A 25,841-nucleotide genomic window follows, 5' to 3' on the forward strand; every position below is an offset into this window, starting at 1 on the left:
GGCAAACGGTCTCGCCGCTTGCCGGATTGCCTTGTCGCACCGCAGTCACGCGCAAACGCGCGCTCAGCCAGCGAAATTCTGGCCGGCGAAGTCCCAGTTCACGACGTTCCAGAATGCCTCGACGTACTTCGGACGGGCATTGCGGTAGTCGATGTAGTAAGCGTGTTCCCACACGTCGCAGGTCAGCAGCGGCTTGGCGTCGGTGGTCAGCGGCGTGGCAGCGTTGGAGGTCGAGACCAGGTCCAGCGAACCGTCGGCCTTCTTCACCAGCCAGGCCCAGCCCGAACCGAAGGTGCCGACTGCGGTCTTGGTGAACTCTTCCTTGAACTTGTCGAACGAGCCGAACTTGGCGTTGATGGCATCGGCCAGTGCGCCGGTCGGCTGGCCGCCGCCGTTGGGCTTGAGCGAGTCCCAGTAGAAGGTGTGGTTCCACACCTGCGCGGCGTTGTTGAAGATGCCGCCGGAGGACTTCTTGACGATTTCCTCGAGGGACGAGTTCTCGAACTCGGTGCCCTTGATCAGGTTGTTCAGGTTGGTGACGTAGGTCTGGTGGTGCTTGTCATGGTGGAACTCCAGGGTCTCCTTGGAGATGTGCGGAGCGAGCGCATCATGCGCGTAGGGCAGCGGGGGGAGAGTATGTTCCATTGTTCTGTCTCTGTGGGGTTGAAGATCAGTAATTCTCAGGAATTGTCGATTGTAGGGGACTTGCCAGACCCGCGCAAACGCGGAAAACAAAGCCCCCTCGATCATATTAGGTTCATCGATATGCGCTTGCTGTCGGTGCCTCGCCGACGCCCGCGGCGCGCCTACAGATCTGCCAGCCGCGGCTGCACGCTGGCGATGGCGGCGTCGGCCACGCCCTCGGCCAGGTGGACTTCGATGGTGCTGCCGGCGCGCAGCTCGGACGGTGAGCGCAGCGCGCGCCCGCGCTGGTCGATGAGCACGGCGTAGCCGCGTTCCAGCGTGCGTTGCGGCGCCAGCAGCTCCAGCGCGCCGGCGGCGCGCTGCCAGCGTTGGCCGGCGCGCTCGTGCTGGCGCTGGGTGGCGTCGCGCATGCGCAGCGCGGCACGGCGCAGCTCCGCCTGGGCCAGCGCCAGATCGGGGCGACCGGCGGCCCAGCGCATGGCCAGCACCTGCTGCCGGTGACGCTGGGCAGCCACGGTATCGCGCAGCGCACTGCGCAGGTGCCGCATGAGGTTGTCGACCTGCGAGCGGCGCTCCTGCAGTTGCGCCTGGGGGCTGCGCAGGCGGCGCGCCAGCCAGTCCAGGTTCTGGGCGCGGCGGTCGAGCTGGCGCTGCATGCACTGGGCCAGTGCGTGGCGTGCGCGCATGGCCTGCATCAGCATGTGGGCCCGGTCCGGGCTGACCAGCTCGGCGGCACCGGTGGGGGTGGGGGCGCGCACATCGGCCACGAAATCGGCAATGGTGAAATCGGTCTCATGGCCGACACCCGACACCAGCGGCACGGCGCAGCGCGCGATGGCCTGCGCCACGCTTTCCTCGTTGAACGACCACAGGTCTTCGATGCTGCCGCCGCCACGGCACAGGATCAGCACATCGCACTCATTGCGCGCGCTGGCCAGATCGATCATCGAGGCGATCTTGTCGGCGGCGCCCGCGCCTTGCACCGGCACCGGATAGACCACCACCGGCACGTGCGGCGCGCGCCGGCGCAACGTGCTGAGCACGTCGCGCAGTGCCGCCGCCTGCAGCGAAGTGACCACGCCGATGGTGCGCGGGTGGGCGGGCACGGCACGCTTGCGTTCCGGCGCGAACAGCCCGGCCTGCGAGAGCTTTTCCTTCAGGCGCAGGAACGCTTCGTACAGATTGCCGATGCCGGCGCGGCGCATGGCCTCCACGCCGAGCTGGAGTTCGCCGCGTGCCTCGTACATCGACACCAGCGCGCGCACTTCCACCGCCTCGCCTTCGCGCGGCGCAAAGTCCACATGCTGATTGCGCCCCCGGAACATCACGCAGCGGATCTGGGCGCGCGCGTCCTTGAGCGAAAAGTACCAGTGCCCGCTCGCAGCACGCGTGAAATTGGAGATTTCGCCCCTTACCCAGGTCAGCGGAAAGTTGCGCTCGAGCACCTGCGCGATGGCATGGTTGAGCTCGCCGACGGGAATGGCTTCGCGCCCGCCACCGGGTGCCATGGGCTGTGATTCACGCGAAAAGTTCAGCGGTTCGGGCATGCGGCGCGGCCGCGCAAGCGGCGTGGAATTGACATGTCCACAGCATAACCGGTCTGTCAAGCCTCTTGGTGCAAGGAGGCCCTGCGACCCGCAAAGCCGCATGACTTGACACAAGCCTTTGATTCTTATGTGGTTTCTTCCGTCTTATTTTTTAGGCAATGTAAGCAAACCCCTTATGCGTCAACGACTTACCGGCTGCACCCCCGGCTTGTTCACAAAGTTATCCACAGGAACTCTGGACAACCTGAATGTGTGGCTCCTGCCTGTGGATTACTTTGCCGCCGGGGGCCACGCGCCTGTGGGCAATCCGGAAAAGCAGTCGCGTCGCCGTGGAAAAGGCTCCCGGCATCACAAACGTCGCCCGACACGAATCTGTCACGAAACCGCAGGCTTTTCGCCCCCTGCCCAATTTTTAATCAGGAAAGTTAGTTTTATTTGTAATCAATGACTTATCCTGTTTTCCAGCCAGTTTTCCACAACCCGTCCACAAGCCTGTCCCGGCCGAATGTGGAAAATGAGAGACATGGGTGATTTTTTTGCGATTCGTGCCCGCGACGACCCTTATCCGCCCTGTCTGGCCCCCACTGCACATTATTTGAGCAGCACATAAAATAGGTTTTCCATTCAATGACTTAGGGTCGTTTCCAGGCAGCTGTCCACAACCGGTCCACAATCCTGTCCTGCTTTTATGTGGACATCCGTAAACCCCACCGCCGCCGGTTTCCATCTCGTGGAAGGAGGTCCGCATCACAACCTGGCTGCCTGTTTTTTAGGCTGCCAGGGATTTTTCCTTTTGAATCAATAACCTGACAGGCTTGTCAGGCAGCTGTCCACAATCCATCCACAGCACTGTCCCGCCTGGATGTGGACATCCCGCCGGGCGACGCCAGGCTGCGGCGATGCGCCGCCGATACACCACGGTCCAGCGTCTTGCCGCGCCACGCCGCCGCGGGTTAGAGTGGCGCCTGATTTTTTCCAACAGAGCCAGCGCGCGTACGGCTGCAGCGGCTGGCCTGCAAACAAGCCGTCGAATTTCGGGGTTCCACGTGTTTTCCATCATTCAAGCGGCCGGCTGGCCGATCTGGCCCTTGTTGATCGCCTCGGTCATCGCCCTGGCGCTGGTCGTCGAACGGTTCCTCAGCCTCAAGCGCAGCAAGGTGCTGCCGCCCAGGCTGTATGAGGAGGCGCTGACGGTGGCGCACCAGCGCCGCGCCACGCCCGAGGTGGTAAGCACGCTCGAACAGAATTCGCCACTGGGCCGCGTGCTGGCGGCGGGCCTGCGCCACGTCGTGCTGCAGCCCCATACCTCGCGCGACGCTGCCAAGGAAGTGGTGGAAGAAGCCGGCCGCGCGGTAGCGCACGAGCTGGAGCGCTACCTGAATGCGCTCGGCACCATCGCCTCGGTGGCGCCGCTGATGGGCCTGCTGGGCACCGTGATCGGCATGATCGAGATCTTTGGCAGCCAGGGCGGCTCCGGCGCCAGCCCAGAACAGCTCGCGCACGGCATCTCGGTGGCGCTCTACAACACCGCCTTCGGCCTGATCATCGCGATTCCCGCGCTGATCTTCTGGCGCTATTTCCGCCGCCGCGTGGACGACTACGTGGCCGAGCTGGAATTCCGCGCCACGGCGTTCCTGGATGCCATCCTGCCGCAGCGCCGGGCCTAATGCGCTACTGACCGCCATGCACTTCCGTTCCCGCCAGAGGCGCGAAGAACCCGAGATCAACCTGATCCCGCTGATCGACGTCCTGCTCGTGATCCTGATCTTCCTGATGATCACGACCACCTATTCGCGCTACACCGAACTCCAGGTCCAGTTGCCCACCGCGGATGCCGAGAAGGCCCAGCAGCGCCCGGGCGAGATCGTGGTGACGGTATCGGCCAAGGGCGTCTACGCCATCAACAAGCAGGTCATGGACCAGCAGGACGTGACCAGCCTCGCCGCGCGCCTGCGCGAGGTGGCAGGTACCGGCAGCGGCCAGCCGCCCGTGCTGATCGTCAATGCCGACGCGCAGGCCAGCCACCAGTCGGTGATCAATGTCATGGAAGCCGCGCGCCTGGCCGGCCTGTCGCGCCTGACCTTCGCCACGCAGAGTTCGCAGGCGCGCTGAGCCGGCGCCGGGCCGGCGCTGCGCGAAGGCCGGCAAACCCCGGCCTTGCCGTGGGCGCCTCAAGGTGCCCATAATGGTTGGATAAGCCGGGCGCGACACGCTGCGCGCCGCGGCCCGCCCGGAGTGCCGCGTTATGCCGCGCTCTCTTTCGCGCCCCCCCTTTCACCGTTACCGCCCGTCCTTTCCCGACGCCACATGCCCGCTCCCCGCCACGCCCTAGCCGACTTCGTGACCGCCCAGTGGCAGCGCCGTGGCTGGTTCGCCTGGCTGATGCTGCCCCTGTCGTGGGTGTTCGGCCTGGTCAGCGGCTGGCGCCGCCTGGCCTACCGGCGCGGCTGGTACCGCTCCACGCGACTGCCCATGCCGGTGGTGGTGGTCGGCAATGTCACGGTGGGCGGCACCGGCAAGACCCCCGCCGTGATCGCCCTGGCCCATGCGCTGGCTGAGGCCGGCCTGCGCCCGGGCGTGGTCTCGCGCGGCTACGGCGTCAAGCTCAGGCATCCGCGCCGGGTCAAGCCGACCTCGCAGGCCAAGGACGTCGGCGACGAGCCGCTGCTGATCGCGCGCGCCGCCGATGTGCCGGTATGGGTCTTCCCGGACCGCGCGCTATGCGCCCAGACCATGCTGGTGTCCCATCCCGGCGTCAATGTGCTGCTGCTCGACGACGGCCTGCAGCACTACCGGCTGCAGCGCGACTTCGAGATCGTGATGTTCGACGCGCGCATGGGCGGCAACGGCTTCCTGTTGCCGGCGGGCCCGCTGCGCGAGCCGCTGTCGCGCCGTCGCGACGCCACCCTGATCAATGACCCGGAATTCCGTGCCAGCCCGGCCCGGCCAGAGGTCTACGGCATGCGCCTGGAGCTGGACGAAGCCTGGCAGCTGGCCGACCCGACCATGGCGCGTCCGCTGTCCGCGTTCGCCGGGCAGCGCGTGCTGGCCGCGGCCGGCATCGGCAACCCGGAGCGCTTCTTCGCCAGCCTGCGCGCGGCCGGCCTGCAGCCGGACACCATGCCGCTGCCGGACCATTACGACTTCGCCGAGGACCCTTTCGCCGACGATCCCGTCGCGCGCGCGGCTGACGCCATCCTGATCACGGAGAAGGATGCCGTAAAATGCGAGCGCCTCAGCGACCCGCTCGATCCGCGGATCTGGGTCGTTCCCACCACGCCCGTGATCGACGCGGGCCTGATCGACAAAATTCGCCGCGCTGTCGCCGCGCATGCCCAGTCCGCCTCCGGCGCGGCAGGTGCAGCGGCCGCCGCAGGCCACACCAAGGAAACACGAGATGGACAACCGGCTGCTTGAAATCCTGGTCTGCCCGCTCTGCAAGAGCAAGCTGGAACACGACCGCGCCGCCCAGGAGCTGATCTGCCAGGTCGACAAGCTGGCCTACCCGATCCGCGACGGCATTCCCGTGATGCTGGCCGACGAGGCCCGCCAGACCGTGCCGGGCCGGCTGGTCTCGCCCGAATAAGCATCGAACGCCCATCGAACGCCATCCAAGCACGCCAAGCACGCGCCATGTCCCTGCCCGCCTTCACTGTCGTCATTCCGGCCCGCCTGGCCTCGACCCGGCTGCCCAACAAGCCGCTGGCCGATATCGGCGGCAGGCCCATGATCGTACGCGTGGCCGAACGCGCCCACGCGAGCTCCGCCGCGCGTACGGTGGTGGCCACCGATGCGCCTGAAGTGGCGGCCGCCTGCGCCGCGCATGGCATCGAGGCCTTGCTGACACGCTCCGACCATCCGTCCGGCACCGACCGCCTGGCCGAAGTGGCCACGCTGCTGGGCCTGGCCGATGACGCCATCGTGGTCAACGTGCAAGGCGACGAGCCGCTGATCGAGCCGGGCCTGATCGACGAAGTGGCGCTGCACCTGGCGCACCATGCCGATTGCGCCATCGCCACCGCCGCCCATCCGATCGGCGAGATTGCCGAAGTCTTCAATCCCAATGTGGTGAAGGTGGTGTGCGACGCCGCCGGACGCGCGCTGTATTTCTCGCGGGCGCCGATTCCCTGGGCGCGCGATGCCTGGGCCGGTGTCCCCGCGCAGGCCGCCGCCACGGCCCAGGTGGCGCTGCCGGGCATGCCGGTGCTGCGTCACATCGGCCTGTACGCCTACCGCGCCGGCTTCCTGCGGCGCTTCCCCACGCTGGCGGCGGCGCCGCTGGAACAGGCCGAGGCGCTCGAGCAGCTGCGCGCGATGTGGCATGGCGAGCGCATCGGCGTGCTGCAGACCGCCGCCGCGCCCGCGCCGGGTGTCGATACGCAGGCCGACCTGGAGCGCGTGCGCGCGCTGTGGGCACAGTCGATGGCGCAGGAAGGTCCCTGAAGTCACATCCGAGCGGGCCGGACCGCCCGCCGCCGATACCGGCACGGCATCACCGGCACAAGTGTCATGACAGTTCTCACCACGGCTGCAGGCCGTTTTCGCGCCGCCTCATGGCATAATGCTCGACGATACAGAGCCGTCGGGCGCCAGGCGCCCGGCCAAGGCTCGGTGGGAGATGAAAGAGCGAGCCCGTCCGGTACCCGTCCGCCGCCATCGGTAGCGGCCAACAGCGTACCGGCCGTCAACAGACCAGACTCCGATCCGAGGCGTGCCGCACTTGCGGCGCGGTAAGCCTCGCGTCAAGTTTCGGCGTTACCCTCCTTCTATCCCCCGCCTTACCAGATTCAAAACTCTGAGGACCCGTAAATGCGTTTGATCCTGTTGGGCGCGCCCGGCGCCGGCAAAGGCACGCAAGCCCAGTTCATCTGCGAGAAGTTCGGCATCCCGCAAATCTCCACCGGCGACATGCTGCGCGCGGCGGTGAAGGCAGGCACGCCGCTCGGCGTGGCAGCCAAGAAGGTGATGGACGCAGGTGGCCTGGTGTCTGACGACATCATCATCGGCCTGGTCAGGGATCGCCTGCAGGCGGCCGACTGCAAGGGTGGCTACCTGTTCGACGGTTTCCCGCGCACCATTCCCCAGGCCGAAGCCATGAAGGAAGCGGGCGTGGCGATCGACTACGTGCTGGAGATCGACGTGCCGTTCGACGCCATCATCGAGCGCATGAGCGGCCGCCGGGCACACGTAGCCTCGGGCCGTACCTATCACGTCAAGTACAACCCGCCCAAGGCCGAAGGCCTCGACGATGTCACCGGCGAGCCGCTGATCCAGCGCGACGACGACAAGGAAGAGACCGTCAAGAAACGCCTGGACGTCTACTCGCAGCAGACCCGTCCGCTGGTGGACTACTACTCCAAGTGGGCCGCCGAGGGCGATGGCACCGCCAAGGTCGCGCCGCCGCAGTATCGCAAGATCGCGGGCGTGGGCAGCGTGGACGACATCACCGCGCGCGTGTTCGACGCACTGAAGTAAGCGGCAGCAGCGGCGCCCGCGCCGCGCCACCGGGAAAAGGCAGCCTTCGGGCTGCCTTTTTCATTTGCGGCGCCGGCGTGCGGGCGATGCCGGCGATGCCGGCGGGACGACCATCGCTGACTCTCGATTGACGTTTACGTAAACGTTATGCCAACATGCCGATCCAACGGCATTGCAAATTCCGAACCCCGAGATCGAAGGAGAGAGACAGGCATGGAAATCCGCGACAACGTATTCATCGTCACCGGCGGCGCGTCGGGCCTGGGCGAAGGCAGCGCCCGCATGCTGGCCGCGGCCGGCGGCAAGGTCGTGATCGCCGACCTCAACGAAGCCGCCGGCGCGGCGCTGGCCACCGAGCTTGGCGGGCGCTTCGTGCGCTGCGACGTCACCAGCGAGGCCGATGGACAGGCCGTGGTGGCCGCCGCCACCGCGCTCGGCCGCCTGGCCGGGCTGGTCAACTGCGCCGGCATCGCCACCGCCAACAAGACGGTCGGCAAGAACGGCCCCCACCCGCTCGACGCCTTCGACAAGACCATCCGCGTCAACCTGATCGGCACCTTCAACATGATCCGGCTGGCTGCCGCGGCCATGGTGCAGAACACGCCCGACGCCGAAGGCGAGCGCGGCGTGATCGTCAATACCGCCTCGGTGGCGGCCTTCGACGGCCAGATCGGCCAGGCCGCCTACGCCGCCTCCAAGGGCGGCGTGGTGGCCATGACCCTGGCCATCGCGCGCGACCTGTCGCGCGACGGCGTGCGCTGCATGACCATCGCGCCCGGCCTCTTCGAGACGCCGATGCTGCTGGGCATGCCGCAGGAAGTGCAGGACGCGCTCGGCAAGATGGTACCGTTCCCGCCGCGCCTGGGCCGCCCGGCCGAGTACGCCAAGATGGTCGGCGCCATCCTCGGCAACACCATGCTCAACGGCGAGGTGATCCGGCTCGACGGCGCCATCCGCATGCAGCCGAAGTAAGTTCAGCCGGCGCTGTGCGCCGGCATCAGCATCACTAGCGTCAATCCCGGCGCGGCGGCCGGCACCAGCGTGAGCTGCTCGAAATGCAGCAAGCCGCGCCGCGGATGGAGGAAACCGCGGCGGCCGCCCTGCCGCTCCTCCACATCCTGCGAGACCCAGTCCGCGCGAAAGGCCGGGCTTTCGGCCAGCAGGCCCTCGACCAGCGCCCGCGTGGGTGGATCTTCGGCATGGCGGATGCTGTGGGCGCGGAATTCCGCCACCAGCCGGGCCGCCCGGTGCGGCCAGTCTTCCACCAGCGCCTGCAGCCCCGGCGACAGGAACATGCTGCGCAACAGGTTGCGCTCACTGCTGGCGTCGTCCAGCCATCCCACGAACAGGTCCGCCGCCGCGGCATTCCACACCAGTGCGTTCCACTGCCGGTCCAGCAGGTAGGCCGGGCCGCTGATCGCTTCCACGCTCGCCATCACGGTCGCCGGCACGTGCGTGTCCTGTGCCTGCATCGGGTCGCGGCGGCCGGCCAGCTCGAACAGATAGGCACGTTCGGCACGCGACAGCCGCAGCGCGCCCGCCAGGCCGTCCAGCGCACGCGCGGACAGCGCTACCGGGCGCCCCTGCTCCAGCCATGTCACCCAGGTGGCGCTCAGCCCCGCCAGTTGCGCCAGCTCTTCCCTGCGCAAGCCCGGCGTGCGCCGCCGCCGGCCCGGGGCCAGGCCGACTTCGGACGGTGCCAGCCGCTCGCGGTGCGCACGCAGGAAACGCCCGAGCACGGCTTCGCGGGTTAGCTCGCGCTCACTGGCGGCGTCATTCGGGGCAGCGGCTTCTGCAAGTGGCGTGGTGTCGTTCATCAGGTCGTCGGGGCAGGCCCTGGTCGGTATCCAGTAGAAGCTGGTGCGTTTTATACCAGGATAAATCGGTGACTTGTACCGGGAAAACAGCCTGCTACAGTACGTCGAAGCCACCTGAAGGGCAAGTCCCGCCGGGTGGCCTCCAGATTCCCGGTCCCCGGTCACCAGAACCCACCAGCGGCCAGCGCCGCCAGGAGAACCCCATGCAACAACAAGACCTTGTCGCCGCCCAGTTCGGCGCGACCGCCAGCGCCTACCTCACCAGCGCGGTCCACGCCCAGGGCGCGGACCTGCAGCAGCTGGCGCGGGCGCTGGCGGACATCCCCGCGGCGCGCGTGCTCGACCTGGGTTGTGGCGCCGGCCACGCCAGCTTTGCCGCGGCGGGCGCCGCCGCCGAAGTGACGGCTTACGATCTCTCGGCCGAGATGCTGGCGGTGGTGGAAGCCGCCGCGCGCGACAAGGGCCTGGGCAATATCGTCACGCGCCAGGGTGCGGCGGAATCGCTGCCGTTCGAGGATGCCAGCTTCGACGCCGTGATCTCGCGCATGAGCGCCCACCACTGGCGCGACGTGCCGGCGGCGCTGGCCGAGATGCACCGGGTGCTCAAGCCCGGCGGCAGGGTCGTGCTGATCGATATCGCCGGCGCCGAGGATCCCTTGCTCGACACCTGGCTGCAGTCGGTGGAACTGTTGCGCGATCCTTCCCATATCCGCGACTACACCGGCCGCGCCTGGCTGGCGATGCTGGCGACCGCCGGCTTCGCGGCCAGCGTGTCGCCGGTGTGGCGGATCGAACTGGAATTCGCCAGCTGGGTGCAGCGCATGCGCACGCCCGAGGTGGCGGTGGCGGCCATCCGGCACCTGTGGCAGCTGGCGCCGGCGGAAGTCCGCGACCACTATCTTGTGCAGGCTGACGGCAGTTTTGCGCTGGAGGCCGTGATGGTGACGGCGACGCGCGCCTGAACGCCGGCCGGGCCCAACCAGCCTACGGCATGGCGGGCTCGGCCGGCAGCGGCAGGCTCTGCACCATCTGCCAGACCGCCGCCGCGGAGGGCGACAGCGAGCGGTCCTCGCGGCACACCATGACGATGCGCCGCTCCTCGCGCGGCGTGAGCGGGCGCCACACCAGCGGCGACGCCGCCGGCAGCGGCAGCGAGAACGACGGCAGCACCGAGGCGCCGATGCCGGCCTCGACCATGCCGAACACGCTGGCCGAATGCCCCAGCTCCTGCACCACGCTCGGCGCCACGCCGTGGCTGGCGAAGATGCGGTCGATCAGCGGCCGGCTGCCCGAGGCGAAATCCAGCAGGACCAGCGGCATGCCGTCCAGCGCGCTCCAGGGCACCGACTCCGCGCTGGCCAGCGGATGGTCGCGCCGGCAGACGAAGCAGAACGGGTCGGTGGCCAGCGGCGCGATGGTCAGCCCCTCGCGCGCCAGCGGGTCGATCAGCACGCCGAAATCCACCGCGCCGGCACGGATCTGCTCGAGCCCGTCGGCCTGCACGTTATCGCGCACGCTCAGGCGGATGTCCGGGTACTGGCGCGCGCAGGCGGAGACGTAAAGCGGCATCAGGCGCGCCGAGATCGTGGGTGCGCTGGCAATCACGACCCGCCCGCGATAGCGCTCCCCCAGCTGGCGTGTTTCTTCCAGTGTGTCGTCGAGCTGGCCTAGCAGGCGCTCGATGGCCGGCGCCAGCGCCTGGCCCGCCTCGGTCACCACCACTTCGCGCGTGGTCCGGTCGAGCAAGCGCACGCCAAGTGCTTCTTCCAGCTCAGCCACGCCCCGGCTGACGGCGGGCTGGGTCAGCCCCACGGCATCAGCGGCACGGCTGAAGCTGCCGTGCCCGACCACGGCGAGGAACACCCGCAACTGGCGCAATGTGTAATTCATGCGTTTATGAGATCAATGAATGCGATAAATGAATTTGCATTCTAGGCTGCGGTGGCGTCCAATACTAGGCGAAACCCTTATCCAACACTGCTGTCATGTCCGCCATCCTCTCACCCTTCAAGAAAATCTACGACCTGATCGACGGTTTCGTCCTGATCATGCTCACCGCCATCGGCATCGCGCTGCTGGCGCCCCAGCTCGGCACCGGCGACGGTCCGCTGCACCTGGGCCTTGTCACCAATCTGGGCGTGGCGCTGGTGTTCTTCCTGCACGGCGCGGCGCTGTCGCGCGACAAGCTGGTGGCCGGCGCGCGTCACTGGCGCCTGCATGCGTTCGTGCAGACCTTCACCTATATCGTCTTCCCGGTGGTCGGGCTGGCGCTGATGTTCGGCCTGCGCCATATGCTGCCCGCCGAGCTGCTGCTGGGCGTGTTCTACCTGTGCGCGCTGCCGTCGACGGTATCGTCCTCGGTGGCGATGACATCGATGGCGCGCGGCAACGTGCCCGGCGCCATTTTCAACGCCACCATCTCCGGCCTGATCGGCATGGCCGCCACCCCGCTGCTGATGGGCCTGGTGATCAGCGCCAGCGGCGCCTCCATGCCGCTGGGCAAGGCGCTGATGGGCGTGGCGCTGCAACTGCTGCTGCCGTTCGCACTGGGCCAGGCGGCCCGCCCGCTGATCGCCAGCTGGCTGGCCAAGAAGAAGCAGGTCACCAACAAGATCGACCGCGGCGTGATCGTGCTGATCGTCTATTCCTCGTTCTGCGACGCCACCGCCGCCGGCCTGTGGCGCAAGTACAACTGGGAAACCATCGGCGCGGTGATGGTCCTGGCCGCCGTGCTGCTGCTGGTGATCCTGGCCACCACCACCTTCACCGCGCGCCGCCTGGGCTTCTCGGTGGAAGACGAGATCACCGCGGTGTTCTGCGGCTCCAAGAAGAGCCTGGCCAACGGCATCCCGATGGCCAAGATCCTGTTCGCCGGCCATCCGGCGCTGGGCCTGCTGGTGCTGCCGCTGATGGTCTACCACCAGTTGCAGCTGATCGTCTGCTCGGTGATCGCCTCGCGCTACGCCAACCGCGACGCGCTCCCCGATGGCGCCACCGCACGCGCGTAAGTCTTCGCGCACAAGAGTCTTCGCGCACAAGAGTCTTCGCGCACAAGAGTCTTCGCGCACAAGGCAAAATGGCCGGCGGATGCCGGCCATTTTGCTTTCTGGCTGCCTTCCGGCGGCTCCCCGCCCTACACCGACGGATTCTTCGACAGAGGCGGATTGCGCGCGAAGTAATTGCGGATGCCGCGCAGGATGGCGTTGGCCAGCTGCTCCTGGTGGTTCTCGTCGTTGAGCTTGCGCTCCTCTTCGGGGTTGCTGATGAAGGCGGTCTCGACCAGGATCGAGGGAATGTCCGGTGCCTTCAGCACGGCAAAGCCCGCCTGCTCCACGCTGCCCTTGTGCAGCCTGTTGATGCCGCCGATTTCCGCGAGCACCGCCTTGCCCACCTGCAGGCTGTCGTTGATCTGCGCGGTGGTGGACAGGTCCAGCAGCACGCGCGCGACCTGGGCATCCTTGTTGCCCATGTTGGCGCCGCCGATCAGATCGGAGGCGTTCTCCTTGTTGGCCATCCAGCGTGCCGCGCTGCTCGACGCGCCGCGCTCGGACAGCGCGAACACGGAGGCCCCCTTGGCTTCCGGCGACAGGAAGGCATCGGCGTGGATCGACACGAACAGGTCGGCCTGCACGCGGCGCGCCTTCTGCACGCGCACGTTCAGCGGCACGAAGAAATCGGCGTCGCGCGTCATCATGGCCCGCATATTGGGCTGCGCGTCGATCTTGGCGCGCAGGCGGTGCGCGATCTGCAGCACCACGTCCTTCTCGCGCGAACCGGACGCGCCGGTGGCGCCGGGGTCTTCGCCGCCGTGGCCCGGGTCGATCGCCACCGTCAGCAGGCGGCGCATCTTGAAGGGCCGGTCGGCCGGCGCATTGTTGGCCGGCAGCGCGGGCGGCGCATTGTTCTGCGCCAGCGGCGGCACGGGCGGCGCGCCTGCCGTGGGCGGTGTGGCGGGCGCCTGCGGCCTGGGCCGGTTCGCCGCCATCGGCGGCAGGGCCGGCACCGGATTGGCGCCCTTGTCGTCGAACTTGCGCACCAGCGCGCCGATGGCATCTTCCTCGCCCGTGGCGGGCGCGCCGGACACACCATCGGCGCCCGCCGGCGGCGGCGTCGCGGCAAAGCGGCGCTGCTTGTCCTCGGTGTCGCGCACCAGCTTCCACAGCGGATCGGGCGGGTTGACCGGGTAGAGATCGAACACCAGGCGGTTGCGGTAGCTGCCGATCGGCGCCAGCGTAAACACCTGCGGCGAGACGTCTTCCTTCAGGTCGAACACCAGCCGCACCACGCGCGGGCGGTTCTGCCCGACGCGCACGGTCTGGATATAGGGGTCATTGGAGGTGACCTTGGCCACCAGTTCGCGCAGCGTAGGCGACAGGTCCAGGCCATCGATGTCCACCACCAGGCGGTCGGGGCCGTGGACCATCTGGTGCACGGCGGCCAGCGGCGCATCGGACTCGATGGTGACGCGGGTGTATTCCTCGGCGGGCCAGACGCGCACGGCCACGATGCCGGCGCCGAAGGCGATCTGAGGCCCCGCCAGCGTCAGCACCACGCTGCCGGCGCCGGCCTTGAGACACTGCGCCAGCCATTTACGGCGGGCCAGCAACAATTCATCGGGACGGTCGGTAGCGAGTCGCTTGATCAGCATGCGCAAAGCAGGGTAAGTCCAGTCTGAGTATAGGCACGAAGCGTAACCATCCGACGCTCCGCAGCATCGTCGGCGTCGCTTGTGTCCGATTGGAGCAACAAGTGAAGGTCGGGTTCCCCGAGCAGCCGGCCGGCTTTCTCCGGCCACTCGACCAGGTTGACGGCGGGTTCGGCGAAACAGTCGCGGAACCCGGCATCGGCCCATTCCTCCGGATCGGCGAAACGGTACAGGTCGAAGTGGTAGACGGTCAGCGGCGAGCCATCCGCGCGCGTGACCGCGTACGGCTCGCACAGCGTGTAGGTGGGGCTGCGGACCTTGCCCTGATGGCCGAGCGCGCGCAGGATCGCGCGCGACAGCGTGGTCTTGCCCGCGCCAAGATCGCCCGACAGCTGCAGGTGCACGGTCTGCGGCGGCAACGCGCGCGCCGCGCCGGCCAGTGCCGCGCCCAGCCGCGCGGTGGCGGCTTCGTCTGGCAGGATCAAGGTGCGTTCTTCGAGCAAGGGCATTGCGTACAATTCGGGAATGATCGACCGTGCAACCCAGGCGCCAGCCGCCACCCAACCTCCTCCCGCCAGCGGCGGCGCCCGTGCGGACGCCGCGCGGCTGGATGCGCTGGCGCGCTCGATCCGGACGTGGGGCGCGGAACTGGGCTTCGACGCGGTCAGCATCGCCGAAGTCGACCTGAGCCGGGCGGAAGCGGGGTTGATGGCGTGGCTGGCACAGGGCTACCACGGCGACATGGATTATATGGCCAACCACGGCCTGCGGCGCGCCCGCCCAGCCGAACTCGTGCCCGGCACGGTACGCGCCATCGTGGCGCGCATGCCTTACCTGCCGGCTTCCGGCGAAGCCGACTGGCGCGGCCACGAACTGGCCCGGCTGGACGATCCCGCCACCGCGGTGATCTCGCTCTATGCGCGCGGCCGGGACTACCACAAGGTGCTGCGCAACCGCCTGCAGCAGCTCGCCAGCCGCATCGAAGCCGCCATCGGCCCGTTCGGCTACCGGGTCTTTACCGACTCCGCGCCGGTCATGGAGGTGGCGCTGGCCACGCAGGGCGGACTGGGCTGGCGCGGCAAGCATACGCTGCTGCTGGACCGGGACGGCGGCTCGATGTTCTTCCTCGGCGAGATCCTGGTCGACGTGCCCTTTCCCGCCGACCAGCCGCTGGAGCCCCATTGCGGCAGTTGCCGCCGCTGCATCGACATCTGCCCGACCCAGGCCATCCTCGAACCGTACCGGCTCGACGCGCGCCGCTGCATTTCCTACCTGACGATCGAGCACAAGGGCGCCATCCCCGAGCCGCTGCGCGCCCCCATGGGCAACCGCGTGTACGGGTGCGACGATTGCCAGCTGGCCTGTCCCTGGAACAAGTTTGCCCACCGCGCGACGCTGCCTGACTTCGACGTGCGCAATGGCTTCGGGGCGCCCGACATGGTCACGCTGTTCGGCTGGACGGAAACGGAGTTCAACCAGCGACTCGAAGGCAGCCCGATCCGCCGCATCGGCCACGAGCGCTGGCTGCGCAACCTGGCGGTGGGCCTGGGCAACAGCCTTCGCGCAGCCTGCGAGACCGGCGACGCCGCCCTCGCCGCGCGCATCCGCGCCGCGCTCGGCGCGCGCCAGGCCGACGCCAGCCCGCTGGTGCGCGAGCATATCGGCTGGGCGCTGGCGCAGGATGTGGGCGCCGACGCGCCGGCCTGCATCGCGGATTGAGCCGGCTAACTGACCAGCGACAGCCAGAACGGCGTCGTGACGATGGCGGCGATGGTCATCACGGAGATGGTGGCCGCCACCATCGGCCCGTTGCCGCCCATGCGCACGGCCAGGATATAGGCGCTCGACGCCGTCGGCAGCGAAGCGAACAGCACCACGATCTGCGACTGCAGCTCCGTCAGCGGGAGCATCCGCCCCACCGCCCACGCAAAGCACGGCATTGCCAGCAGCTTGACCCCGCTCCACCACGCCATCGGCCCGACCGCGCCGGAGGCGCCGCGCATCTGCAGCCCGGCGCCCACCGTGATCAGCCCCAGCGCGGTCGATGCCGAGCCCAGCCGCGTCAGCGTCGTCGCCAGTACCTCCGGCGGATGCAGGCCCAGCAGGTTGGTCAGCAAGCCGCCCGCGGTGGCCAGGATCAGCGGGTTGCGCGCGATTTCGCGCCACACGCGCGCCTCGCCGTGACGGGCCAGGGCCCAGACCGCCACCACATTGCACAGCGGCACCGTGCAGCCGACGATCACCGCCATCATGGCCAGGCCCTCGCTGCCGCCCAGGCGCGCGGCCAGCGCCAGCCCGATATAGGAATTGAAGCGGAAGGCGGTCTGCAGGCCGGAGGCGAAGTCGACCGGCGCGGGCCGCAGCGCCCACTTGGCCGCGTATCCGCCAGCCATGCCGAAGGCAGTGGTCATCACGGCCAGCCCGAGCATGGCCGAAGTCGACGAAAAGTCGAACTTGGCGCTGTTGGTGGACTGCAGCAGCAGCGCCGGGAAGAGGACGAAGTACACAAGGCGTTCGACGCCGGACCAGAACGCGCGGTCGAACGACGTGTAGCGCACCAGCAGCCAGCCAATCAGGATGAGGCTGAAATCCGGCACCAGCAGCAAGGCAAAAGACATTGTCTCGTTTTATTTTTCGTGATGGCCGCCGCGCCGGTGGCGGCCAGGTTCCGGCCATGGGAAGGGACGGAAGGATGGCATCGTCATGTGCCGACTAGGGCAGATACCAATTGGTATTGTTCCAGAATTCGCCCAATATGGCACGTTCCGTCGTACCGTCCACGCCTCATGTTGCCCCGTCGTACCCCGTCCGCGCGCGCCCTGCTGCGCCATCGCGCAAGCCAGCTGGCGCTCGTCCTGTGCGCAGGCGCGGCGCTGGCCCTGCCGGCGCCGCACGCGCGCGCCGGCGAGATCGAGGGCATGCGCATCGACGACGCAACCCGCGTGGGCGGCAAGGAATTGCAGCTCAACGGCACCGGCCTGCGCTCTGGCTTTGTCATCAAGGGCTACGTGGCCGCGCTCTACCTGCCGGAGAAAGCCCGCAACGCCACCGTGGTGCTGGGTGTGCCCGGCCCCAAGCGGCTGCAGATCCGGCCGCTGCGCGAGGTAAGGTCGGAGGCATTCTTCAAGGCGCTCAACCAGGGCATCCGCGAAAATCACAGCGAGATGCAGGTGCTGCGCCTGTCGGACCGCATGCTCCAGCTACGCCAGACCATGGAGCAGATGGGCACCGCCCGCAAAGGCGACGTGATCGACTTCGACTTCTCGCCCGACGGCGGCACCGTGGTCGCCATCAACGGCACGCCACGCGGCAGGGCAATTCCGGGCGAGGACTTCTACCAGGCCGTGCTGCGCATCTTCCTGGGCGACCATCCGGTCGACCGGGATCTCAAGCGCGGGCTCCTGGGCGGCTGAACGCCGGCGGACCGGCAACGCCGCACGGCCCGCCGCCACAACTCACGCCGCCGGCCACACCGCCCCGCCACCGCGGGTGCCTGGCCGGCGTTCTTCACCTTGGGCGGATATCCCCGCCCGGTCTTTGATGGGAAACACGATCTCATGCACACAAGCAAGATTGCACTGGCCCTGAGTCTGGCAGTCGCCGCGTCGGTCGCGCAGGCACAGAGCTTTCCGACCAAGCCGATCCGCCTGATCATCCCGTTCGCCCCGGGCGGCACCACCGATATCGTGGGCCGCGGCGCGGCCGACCAGATGAGCCGCATCCTGGGCCAGCCGGTGGTGGTGGAGAACCGCGCCGGCGGGGGCGGCTCGATCGGCGCGGACGCCATCGCCAAGTCGCCGCCGGACGGCTACACCATCGGCATCTCCACCGTATCGACGATGGCGGTCAACCCGGCCTGCAATCCCAAGCTGTCCTACGACCCCATCAAGGACTTCAAGCCCATCACCAACCTGGCCAACGTGGCCAATGTGATCGCGGTCAACCCGAACTTCCCTGCCAAGGACTACAAGGAGTTCCTGGCCGCGCTCAAGGCGCACCCGGGCAAATACTCGTTCGCCACTTCGGGCACCTGCGCCTTCGGCCACATGCTGGGCGAGCAGTTCAAGGTCTCGACCAAGACCTTCATGGTCCATATCCCCTACCGCGGCGCGGGTCCCGCGCTGAACGACGTGCTGGCCGGCCAGGTGCCGATCATGGTGGACAACCTGCCCTCGTCGATGCCCTATATCAAGGCCGGCAAGCTGCGCCCGATCGTAGTGGCGTGGAACAAGCGCCTGGACTCGCTGCCCGATGTGCCTACCTTCGGCGAAATGGGACTGAAGGAGCCGAACGACCCCGCCTGGTACGGCCTGGTGGCCCCGGCCGGCACGCCTGACGACGTCATCAAGAAGCTCAACGACGCCGCCGTCAAGGCCTTGCAGGACAAGGACTTCCAGCAGCGCCTGCGCGCCGCCGGCGCCGAGCCGTCGGGCAACACGCCGGCGCAGCACGCGGCCGAGATCAAGAAGGAGTTCGACAAGATGAAGAACCTGGTGAAGGTGCAGAACATCAAGCTCGAACAGTAAGCGCAAGGCAAGCCAGGCAAGCCTGCGCCGTGGAAGGTCTTGCGCCCATTTCCGACGAAATGGGAAGGAGAGACAACACGCGACAGGCTATCCCTGCCGGCAACGCAAGGGCTTCCCGAGGGAAGCCCTTTTTCATTGCGGCGGCGCCATGCACTAGAATCCGGAATGGCCCGCAAGGCCATCCGTTCCGTCCCTGCATCCCGCCCGGCCAACCATGCATTCCATTTTCGACGCCATCCTCGCCGCGCCTTTCGGCAAGGTCGGCGTGCGCACCGAGGGTGACTTGATCCGCGAGATCGTCTACCTGCCGGACAGCATGCCCCTCATCGCGCCCGCCAGCGCCGTCGCAGAACGCCTGGCGCGGCAGCTCGAGGCCTACTACGCCGATCCCGACGCCCCTCTCGATGTGCCGCTGGCGCCGGCGGGCACCGGGTTCCAGCGCCGCGTGTGGCAGGCCATCGCCGCGGTCCCGCGCGGCAAGACCACCACCTACGGCGCGATGGCGCGGGACATCGCCAGCGTACCGCGCGCGGTCGGGCAAGCGTGCGGCTCCAATGTGTTCCCGCTGGTGATCCCGTGCCACCGCGTGGTCGGCGCCGGCGGCCTCGGCGGCTTCGCCCACCACAGCGAAGATGGCTACCTGCTCGAGACCAAGCGCTGGCTGTTGCGCCACGAAGGCGTGCTGCTGATATGAGCGGACTCCCCACCGACGACACGGACGTCGCCCGCGGCGGCGCCGCCCACGCGGGCGACGAAGCCAGCGATGACGCCATCGACGAAACCATTGACGAAGCCGCGCTGCTGGCCGACCTCGACCTGGTCGGCCGTTTCTGCGATGCGCTCTGGCTCGAGGACGGCCTCTCGCAGAACACCATCGACGCCTACCGGCGCGATCTCGCGCTGCTCTCGCGCTGGCTGCATGCCAATGCGGTGTGCGCGCTGCTCGAGGTGAACGACGAAGCCCTCAGTGGTTACATCGCCTCGCGCCACCTGGAGACGCGCGCATCGTCGGCCAACCGGCGGCTCACGGTGTTCAAGCGCTTCTTCCAGTGGGCGCTGCGCGAGCACATGATCACCGCAGACCCCTGCCTGCTGCTGCGCCCGGCCAAGCAGCCGCCGCGCTTTCCCAAGACGCTGAGCGAAGCGCAGGTGGAAGCCCTGCTCGAGGCGCCCGACACCGGCACCCCGCTCGGCCTGCGCGACCGCACCATGCTCGAGCTGATGTACGCCAGCGGCCTGCGCGTGTCCGAGCTCACGCAGATGAAGACCGTGGAGGTCGGCCTCAACGAAGGCGTGGCACGCGTGGTCGGCGGCAAGGGCAACAAGGAGCGGCTCGTGCCGTTCGGCGCGGAAGCCGGCGACTGGCTGCGCCGCTACCTCGCGCAGGGCCGCCCCGCCCTGCTCGGCGAGCGCGCCTGCGACGCGCTGTTCGTCACCCAGCGTGGCGACGGCATGACGCGCCAGACCTTCTGGCACCTGATCAAGCGCCATGCGCGCGAAGCCGGCATCCACGCCCCGCTGTCACCGCATACGCTGCGGCATGCCTTCGCCACGCACCTGCTCAATCACGGCGCCGACCTGCGCGTGGTGCAGCTGCTGCTAGGGCACGCCGACATCTCCACCACGCAGATCTACACCCATGTCGCGCGCGAGCGCCTGCGCGAGCTGCACCAGCATCACCACCCGCGCGGCTGAGCGACGAAACCGCCAGTTCACCGAATCATGAGCAAGTCCAAACACGTATCCGAAACCCCTGCCACCCAGTTCCTCAGGCAACATGGCGTGGCCTTCGGCGAGCATGCCTACGACTACGTGGAGCACGGCGGCACCGGCGAATCGGCGCGCCAGCTCGGCGTGCCGGAACACGCCGTGGTCAAGACGCTGGTCATGGAGGACGAGAAGGCGCAGCCGCTGATCGTGCTGATGCATGGCGACTGCTCGGTCTCCACCAAGAACCTGGCGCGCCAGACCGGCCGCAAGAGCGTGCAGCCATGCAAGCCGGAAGTCGCGCAGCGCCACAGCGGCTACATGGTGGGCGGGACATCGCCCTTCGGCACCCGCAAGCGCATGCCGGTGTATGTGGAAGCCGGCGTGCTGGCGCTGGAGAAGATCTATATCAACGGCGGCAGGCGCGGCTATCTGGTCAGCATCGCGCCCGGCGTGCTGACCGAGCTGGCGGGTGCGGTGGCGGTGGAATGCGCGCTGCCCGACTGAAAGCACCCGGGCGGGCCGTGCCGCAAAGACGGTGCTCCGGTATTGGGGAAGTCACGGAACTGAACCGGCGCCGACCGCGCTACAATCCGCCCAGCCTCAAATTCCCGTTTCCCACATGGCCAACCTGATTCTCGCTATTTCCGCCTACCTGATCGGCTCCATCTCCTTCGCCGTCGTGGTCAGCAAGGCCATGGGCCTGCCTGATCCGCATACCTATGGCTCCGGCAATCCCGGCGCCACCAACGTCCTGCGCAGCGGCAACAAGAAAGCCGCGGTGCTGACGCTGATCGGCGACGGGCTGAAGGGCTGGCTGGCGGTCTGGCTCGCGCAGCATTTCGGGCCGGCCTACGGCATCGGCGACACCGGCGTCGCGCTGGCGGCGGTGGCGGTCTTCCTGGGCCACCTGTTCCCGGTGTTCTTCGGCTTCGCCGGCGGCAAGGGCGTGGCGACCGCGGCCGGCATCCTGTTCGCCATCGACCCGCTGCTGGGACTGGGCACGCTGGCCACCTGGCTGATCATCGCCTTCTTCTTCCGCTATTCATCGCTGGCCGCGCTGGTGTCGGCGGTGTTCGCGCCATTCTTCTACGTGTTGATGTCGGGCATCGACGTGATCGCCGGCGCGGTCTTCGCGATCGGCGTGCTGCTGGTGGTGCGCCATCGCCAGAACATCGGCAACCTCCTGGCCGGCAAGGAAAGCCGGATCGGCGACAAGAAAAAAGCAAGCTGACGCGCCGCCTCGCCAGCCCCCATGAAAAAGCCCGCTTCGCGCGGGCTTTTTCATGGGGGCCGCGGGTCGGAGCGACCCGTTCACGGCATCTTGGCAAGGATCTTATCCATCTCGTCCGCGGAGAAGGCGCGCAGGGTCTGCGAGCGAACATTGCCGGCCGCGCCCAGGGAAAGTCCAAACGCGGTCATGGTGGCTTCGTCGGGGGCGGAAAAGGTCGCCACGAGGTCATATTTGCCGAGCGTCCAATAGATGTCTTTCATCTCGATACCGCAGGTCTTCGCCATTTCGCGAACGGCGGCGGCACGCCGGGTTGTTTCCTTTACGGTACGGATCCCCTGATCGGTGAAGTTCAGTAGGGTGACAAAAGTTGCCATGATGCGTCTCCTGATCGACTGGAACGGCACGATGCGCCGCCTGGGCGGGCAGCGCGGGCAAAGCCGTCAGGAGCAGCAATCTCTGTACCATGCGAGCCGGCGCGCGCCCCGCACGGCACCGGCGCGGCCGGACCGGCACGCAGGCCCGCCGATCCGGCCGGAAGTGTTCCAGGTCTGGTACGCCGTGCCGCGCGGCGGGGGCGCTCAGGCCGCCTGCGCCAGCGCCGCGAACGGGAAGATCATCTCGACCCGCAGGCCGCCTTCGGGCCGGTTTTCCAGCACCAGCCGGCCACCGGCCTGGCGTACCAGCCGGTCGACGATAGCCAGCCCCAGGCCCGAATGCGCGTTGCCGCCGCGCGCCGGGTCCAGCCGCACGAAGGGCAGCGTGACCTTCTCCATGGCGTCCGGCGGGATGCCGTCGCCCTCGTCCTCCACCACCATGTGCCAGCCGTCGGCCTGGCGCGAGGTGGCCAGGCGCACCGGCGGCGCGCCGTAGGAATAGGCGTTGTCGACCAGGTTGCCGACAATGCGGTCGAGCTGGGTGGCGATCATCCGGAAGCCCTCGCCCGCCGTCAGCGACAGCTCCACTGTCTTGTCCTGCTCTGCCAGCGAAGCGGCCAGTTCGCCGAGCCGGCGGTCAACCTGGACCGGACGCGCGGCCGGCTCGCCGCTCTGCGCGAAGGTGAGGAACTGCTCGACGATGGCAGACATCGATTCCACATCGCGCGTCACGCCGGCCGCCGCCTTGGGATCGGCGAGCATCTCCGCGCGCAGGCGCAGCCGCGCCAGCGGGGTCTTCAGATCGTGCGCGATACCGGCCAGCATGGTGTTGCGCTCCTGGTCGATGCGCGTCAGGTCGGCCATCATCCGGTTGAAGCGCACGATCAGCTGGCGCAGCTCGTGCGGGCCGCGCTCGCGCAGCGGCTCAACGCTGTGCTGGCGCGACAGCTGCTCGGCCGCCGCCGCCATGTCGCGCACCGGGCGCTGGATCTGCCAGGCGATCAGCAGTGCCACCGCCATGGCCACGCCGACCACCAGGATCACGCCCGGCACCAGGCGGTTGTCCGGGGGCGGGTTGAGCACCCACAGCACCGGCATGGCTATCCAGTCCTGGCGCTGCGGCAGCTTGACCCAGATGCGCGAGGTTTCCTCCTCCTCCAGCCGCACCTTGCTGCCGGCCGGGAGGCGCAGCGCGAACTGCTCGACCAGGCGCCGCGCGCGGCCCTTGGCCGCCACGGTGTGCTCCGCCGCGCTGGCTTCGCTGGCCACCTCGACCAGGCTGGGCAGCGGCGCGGGCGGCTTAGCGGCGAGCGCGCGCTGGATACTGTCGAACTGGAACAGCATCTGCTCGACCGAATAGTCCACTTGCTGCTGTCGGCGGTCCATGCGCAGGATTGCCAGCCAGGAGAAGTGGCTCAGCACCAGCACGGCGGCGATCAGCAGTGCGATGCGGCCGAACAGGGTATCGATGCGCAGTTTCATCGTGGTATGTCGTCGGCTTCGTCGGGCACGAAGGTATAGCCCCGGCCACGCACGGTCTGGATATAGCGCGGCCGCTGCGCGTCTTCGTCGAGCAGGCGGCGCAGGCGCCAGATCTGCACGTCGATGCCGCGGTCGCTGATGCCGCTCGCCGAGCCGTACATCAGCTCCACGACGCGCTCGCGCGAGAGCACTTCCAGCGGGTGCGTCAGCAGCAGCTTGAGCAGCGCGAATTCAGTGTCGCTGATCGGTACGGCCTCGCCCCCGCGCACCAGCGAGCGCTGGCGGAAATTCACGCGGAACGGCCCGAAGGTCAGTCCCTCGCGGTCCTCCGGCGCGGATGCCGGGCGCGCCAGCTTGCGGCGCAGCACGGCATTGATGCGCGCCAGCAATTCGCGCGGCGAGAACGGCTTGCCGAGGTAGTCGTCGGCGCCGATCTCGAGGCCCACGATGCGGTCGATCTCGTCGCTGCGGGCGGTCAGCAGGATCACCGGGATATCGTCGTTCTTGGCGCGCAGGTTGCGTAGCGCGGTGAGGCCGTCGACCTTGGGCATCATCAGGTCCAGCACGATCAGGGCCGGACGCTCGCGCTCCAGGCGCGCCTGCAAACCTTCGCCATCGTGCAGGACCGACACGGCAAAACCTTGCTGGCTGAGGTATTCGCGCAGCAGGTCGCGGAGTTCTGGATCGTCGTCGACGACCAGGATCTGGGTAGGCTGATTGGCTCGCATAAGCAGATGATAGCTAGGCTGGGCGCGGCAATCCGGGCGAATTGTTTCAGGGCATTACACCCGGGCCACTGGTAATGATCTGTAAGAAAGGCCGTCGGCAATGAAACATCGACGGAATCAAGGCGCATTATGCTTCGCTTATGTTTGCTGCCACCGGCGCCGCCGGAGCGCGCGGCACCGACCTGAAGCAGCCGGCACGACGTGCCGCCACGTGCCCTTAGCGGCATATGCCGATGGCATTGCGGCATACTTCTGCCTCTTCCACCCCGAATATCGAACAACGCGTTTCGTCGCGTCGCATCCCAGGAACCGGTCATGGCCAACCCCGAAGAAAATCAACAGGCTAAGCTGCCACCGTCCGGCAAGCCGGTCTCGCACCGCCGCAAACTGATCGCCGCCGCGCTGATCGTGCTGCTGGCCGGCGGCGGCTGGTACTGGTATCACCATCGCACCGCCACCAACGCCGATGCCCAGGGCGGCGCGGCCGGTCCCGGCGCGCGTGGCGCCAGCGGCCCCGGCGGACGCGGGGGTCCCGGCGGCGCCGGCGCCCAGCGCTCGCCGGTCGTGGTCAGCACCGTGGCCAGGCGTAATATGGACGTCATCCTCAACGGCCTGGGCAACGTGACGCCGGTGGCCAACGTGACCGTGCGGGCCCAGGTCTCGGGCCCGATGCTCAAGGTCCTGTTCAAGGAGGGCCAGATGGTCAAGGCCGGCGACGTGCTCGCCGAGATCGACCCGCGCCCGTTCCAGGCCACGCTGGACCAGGCCGTGGGCACGCTTGCGCGCGACCGCGCCCTGCTGGAAAACGCCCGGCTCGACCAGAAGCGCTACCGTACCCTGCTCGGCCAGGATTCCATCTCCAGCCAGCAGGTCGACACCCAGGATGCGCTGGTGCGCCAGTACGAAGGGCTGGTCAAGACCGACCAGGCCAATGTGGACAGCGCGCGCCTGCAGCTCGGCTACACCCGCGTCCTGGCCCCCGCATCCGGGCGCATCGGCCTGCGCCAGGTCGATCCGGGCAATATCGTCAGCACCAACGATACCAACGGCATCGCGCTGATCACGCAGATCCAGCCGATCGCCGTGCTCTACACGATCCCCGAAGACAACCTGCCGTCCGTACTCAAGCGCCTGCACGCCGGCGAGGACGTCGCCGTGCAGGCCTGGGACCGCCAGGCGCGCAACCTCCTGGCCGAGGGCAAGCTGCTGACCACCGACAACCAGATCGACACCACCACCGGCACGGTCAAGCTCAAGGCGATCTTCCAGAACACCGACGGCATGCTGTTCCCCAACCAGTTCGTCAACGTGCGCACGCGCGTGGACACGATGGAAGACGCCACCGTGGTGCCGGTGGCGTCCATCCAGCGCGGCCAGCAAGGCACCTTCGTCTACGTGGTGGACGACACCAGCAAGGTCAAGGTCCAGGTGGTCACCCTGGGACCCTCCGATGGCATCCGCACGGTGGTGACCAAGGGCGTGGAGCCAGGCCAGCGCGTGGTGGTGGACGGCGCCGACCGTCTCAAGGAAGGCATGACGGTGGAAGCGGTGGACCCGGCGGCGCGCGCCGCCTCGCTGGTTCCGGCCAGCCAGCCGCGCGGGCGCGGACGCCGCCGCGAAGGCGGCTGGGGCGGTGCCAGCGGTGCCAGCGGTGCCAGCGG

Annotated in this window: 27 protein-coding genes; 17 read left to right on the forward strand and 10 right to left on the reverse strand. The window is 68.1% G+C overall.

Features of this window, described 5'->3' with window-relative positions; genetic code table 11:
* Window positions 1–63: 63 nt before the first annotated feature.
* Window positions 64–645, reverse strand: coding sequence for a superoxide dismutase [Fe] (gene sodB, locus AC1DKV_RS05030; RefSeq protein ID WP_441612694.1), 582 nt, complete (start codon window positions 643–645; stop codon window positions 64–66).
* A 161-nt stretch (window positions 646–806) separates the two neighbouring features.
* Window positions 807–2,192 (reverse strand): exodeoxyribonuclease VII large subunit, encoded by a 1,386-nt coding sequence (gene xseA, locus AC1DKV_RS05035; RefSeq protein WP_441612695.1) that lies wholly within the window; start codon window positions 2,190–2,192, stop codon window positions 807–809.
* A gap of 1,046 nt (window positions 2,193–3,238) precedes the next feature.
* Here xseA and AC1DKV_RS05040 point away from each other — a divergent pair.
* The 7 genes from AC1DKV_RS05040 to AC1DKV_RS05070 all read left to right on the forward strand — a co-directional run bounded on the left by AC1DKV_RS05040 (window position 3,239) and on the right by AC1DKV_RS05070 (window position 8,639).
* The gene (locus tag AC1DKV_RS05040; protein ID WP_441612696.1) at window positions 3,239–3,859 is read left to right on the forward strand and encodes a MotA/TolQ/ExbB proton channel family protein; all 621 of its coding nucleotides are present in this window, start codon (window positions 3,239–3,241) and stop codon (window positions 3,857–3,859) included.
* Window positions 3,860–3,875: 16 nt separating this feature from the next.
* Entirely contained in the window at window positions 3,876–4,304 is a 429-nt protein-coding gene (locus tag AC1DKV_RS05045) for an ExbD/TolR family protein (RefSeq protein WP_441643356.1), read from the forward strand.
* 195 nt (window positions 4,305–4,499) lie between these two features.
* Entirely contained in the window at window positions 4,500–5,609 is a 1,110-nt protein-coding gene (gene lpxK / locus AC1DKV_RS05050) for a tetraacyldisaccharide 4'-kinase (protein WP_441612698.1), read from the forward strand.
* Window positions 5,590–5,778: a Trm112 family protein gene (locus AC1DKV_RS05055; protein ID WP_441612699.1), complete on the forward strand. Its 189-nt coding sequence runs from the start codon at window positions 5,590–5,592 to the stop codon at window positions 5,776–5,778. Before lpxK ends, AC1DKV_RS05055 begins: the two co-directional genes overlap by 20 nt.
* Before the next feature lie 47 nt (window positions 5,779–5,825).
* Complete coding sequence (kdsB, locus tag AC1DKV_RS05060) at window positions 5,826–6,635, forward strand: 3-deoxy-manno-octulosonate cytidylyltransferase (protein WP_441612700.1); 810 nt, start codon at window positions 5,826–5,828, stop codon at window positions 6,633–6,635.
* Between the two features lie 366 nt (window positions 6,636–7,001).
* Entirely contained in the window at window positions 7,002–7,667 is a 666-nt protein-coding gene (adk, locus tag AC1DKV_RS05065; RefSeq protein WP_441612701.1) for an adenylate kinase, read from the forward strand.
* 213 nt (window positions 7,668–7,880) lie between these two features.
* Window positions 7,881–8,639, forward strand: coding sequence for a 3-hydroxyacyl-CoA dehydrogenase (locus AC1DKV_RS05070; protein WP_441612702.1), 759 nt, complete (start codon window positions 7,881–7,883; stop codon window positions 8,637–8,639).
* A 2-nt stretch (window positions 8,640–8,641) separates the two neighbouring features.
* Here the strand turns inward: AC1DKV_RS05070 and AC1DKV_RS05075 are convergent, their stop codons facing one another.
* Window positions 8,642–9,484, reverse strand: coding sequence for a helix-turn-helix transcriptional regulator (locus AC1DKV_RS05075; protein WP_441612703.1), 843 nt, complete (start codon window positions 9,482–9,484; stop codon window positions 8,642–8,644).
* A gap of 203 nt (window positions 9,485–9,687) precedes the next feature.
* Here AC1DKV_RS05075 and AC1DKV_RS05080 point away from each other — a divergent pair, with 203 nt between their 5' ends.
* Window positions 9,688–10,446, forward strand: a complete 759-nt coding sequence (locus AC1DKV_RS05080) for a class I SAM-dependent methyltransferase (protein ID WP_441612704.1) — start codon at window positions 9,688–9,690, stop codon at window positions 10,444–10,446.
* 22 nt (window positions 10,447–10,468) lie between these two features.
* Here AC1DKV_RS05080 and AC1DKV_RS05085 read toward each other — a convergent pair whose 3' ends face one another.
* On the reverse strand, window positions 10,469–11,374 hold the full coding sequence (locus tag AC1DKV_RS05085) for a LysR family transcriptional regulator (protein WP_441612705.1): 906 nt from the start codon (window positions 11,372–11,374) through the stop codon (window positions 10,469–10,471).
* 95 nt (window positions 11,375–11,469) lie between these two features.
* On the opposite strand from AC1DKV_RS05085, the gene AC1DKV_RS05090 reads away from it, so the two are divergent.
* A complete protein-coding gene (locus AC1DKV_RS05090) occupies window positions 11,470–12,492 on the forward strand; it encodes a bile acid:sodium symporter family protein (protein ID WP_441612706.1) in 1,023 nt (340 codons plus the stop codon).
* A 125-nt stretch (window positions 12,493–12,617) separates the two neighbouring features.
* Here AC1DKV_RS05090 and AC1DKV_RS05095 read toward each other — a convergent pair whose 3' ends face one another.
* Together AC1DKV_RS05095 and tsaE are read right to left on the reverse strand one after the other, a co-directional pair.
* On the reverse strand, window positions 12,618–14,132 hold the full coding sequence (locus AC1DKV_RS05095) for an N-acetylmuramoyl-L-alanine amidase (RefSeq protein ID WP_441612707.1): 1,515 nt from the start codon (window positions 14,130–14,132) through the stop codon (window positions 12,618–12,620).
* A complete protein-coding gene (gene tsaE, locus AC1DKV_RS05100; protein ID WP_441612733.1) occupies window positions 14,126–14,638 on the reverse strand; it encodes a tRNA (adenosine(37)-N6)-threonylcarbamoyltransferase complex ATPase subunit type 1 TsaE in 513 nt (170 codons plus the stop codon). The genes AC1DKV_RS05095 and tsaE overlap by 7 nt, the downstream gene beginning before the upstream one ends.
* Before the next feature lie 16 nt (window positions 14,639–14,654).
* Between tsaE and queG the strand changes: the two genes are divergently transcribed.
* Window positions 14,655–15,848: a tRNA epoxyqueuosine(34) reductase QueG gene (gene queG / locus AC1DKV_RS05105; protein ID WP_441612708.1), complete on the forward strand. Its 1,194-nt coding sequence runs from the start codon at window positions 14,655–14,657 to the stop codon at window positions 15,846–15,848.
* Window positions 15,849–15,853: 5 nt separating this feature from the next.
* Here queG and AC1DKV_RS05110 read toward each other — a convergent pair whose 3' ends face one another.
* Window positions 15,854–16,747, reverse strand: a complete 894-nt coding sequence (locus AC1DKV_RS05110) for an AEC family transporter (RefSeq protein ID WP_441612709.1) — start codon at window positions 16,745–16,747, stop codon at window positions 15,854–15,856.
* 168 nt (window positions 16,748–16,915) lie between these two features.
* On the opposite strand from AC1DKV_RS05110, the gene AC1DKV_RS05115 reads away from it, so the two are divergent.
* The 6 genes from AC1DKV_RS05115 (at window position 16,916) to plsY (ending at window position 21,596) form a co-directional block, all read left to right on the forward strand.
* Window positions 16,916–17,542, forward strand: a complete 627-nt coding sequence (locus AC1DKV_RS05115) for a chalcone isomerase family protein (protein WP_441612710.1) — start codon at window positions 16,916–16,918, stop codon at window positions 17,540–17,542.
* Between the two features lie 144 nt (window positions 17,543–17,686).
* Complete coding sequence (locus AC1DKV_RS05120; protein ID WP_441612711.1) at window positions 17,687–18,655, forward strand: tripartite tricarboxylate transporter substrate binding protein BugE; 969 nt, start codon at window positions 17,687–17,689, stop codon at window positions 18,653–18,655.
* Window positions 18,656–18,869: 214 nt separating this feature from the next.
* A complete protein-coding gene (locus tag AC1DKV_RS05125) occupies window positions 18,870–19,349 on the forward strand; it encodes a methylated-DNA--[protein]-cysteine S-methyltransferase (RefSeq protein WP_441612712.1) in 480 nt (159 codons plus the stop codon).
* On the forward strand, window positions 19,346–20,350 hold the full coding sequence (xerD, locus tag AC1DKV_RS05130) for a site-specific tyrosine recombinase XerD (protein ID WP_441612713.1): 1,005 nt from the start codon (window positions 19,346–19,348) through the stop codon (window positions 20,348–20,350). The genes AC1DKV_RS05125 and xerD overlap by 4 nt, the downstream gene beginning before the upstream one ends.
* 27 nt (window positions 20,351–20,377) lie before the next feature.
* Window positions 20,378–20,869: an aminoacyl-tRNA deacylase gene (locus AC1DKV_RS05135; protein WP_441612714.1), complete on the forward strand. Its 492-nt coding sequence runs from the start codon at window positions 20,378–20,380 to the stop codon at window positions 20,867–20,869.
* Window positions 20,870–20,984: 115 nt separating this feature from the next.
* Window positions 20,985–21,596 (forward strand): glycerol-3-phosphate 1-O-acyltransferase PlsY, encoded by a 612-nt coding sequence (plsY, locus tag AC1DKV_RS05140; protein WP_441612715.1) that lies wholly within the window; start codon window positions 20,985–20,987, stop codon window positions 21,594–21,596.
* Window positions 21,597–21,676: 80 nt separating this feature from the next.
* Here the strand turns inward: plsY and AC1DKV_RS05145 are convergent, their stop codons facing one another.
* From AC1DKV_RS05145 to AC1DKV_RS05155, 3 genes are all read right to left on the reverse strand, one after another.
* Window positions 21,677–21,970, reverse strand: a complete 294-nt coding sequence (locus AC1DKV_RS05145) for a GYD domain-containing protein (RefSeq protein ID WP_441612716.1) — start codon at window positions 21,968–21,970, stop codon at window positions 21,677–21,679.
* 204 nt (window positions 21,971–22,174) lie between these two features.
* On the reverse strand, window positions 22,175–23,452 hold the full coding sequence (locus AC1DKV_RS05150; protein WP_441612717.1) for an ATP-binding protein: 1,278 nt from the start codon (window positions 23,450–23,452) through the stop codon (window positions 22,175–22,177).
* Complete coding sequence (locus AC1DKV_RS05155) at window positions 23,449–24,180, reverse strand: response regulator (protein ID WP_441612719.1); 732 nt, start codon at window positions 24,178–24,180, stop codon at window positions 23,449–23,451. The genes AC1DKV_RS05150 and AC1DKV_RS05155 overlap by 4 nt, the downstream gene beginning before the upstream one ends.
* Window positions 24,181–24,495: 315 nt before the next feature.
* Here AC1DKV_RS05155 and AC1DKV_RS05160 point away from each other — a divergent pair.
* A partial coding sequence (locus AC1DKV_RS05160; protein ID WP_477137503.1) for an MdtA/MuxA family multidrug efflux RND transporter periplasmic adaptor subunit occupies window positions 24,496–25,841 on the forward strand: 1,346 nt, incomplete at its 3' end.

Source organism: Cupriavidus sp. 05T41, assembly GCF_056396525.1.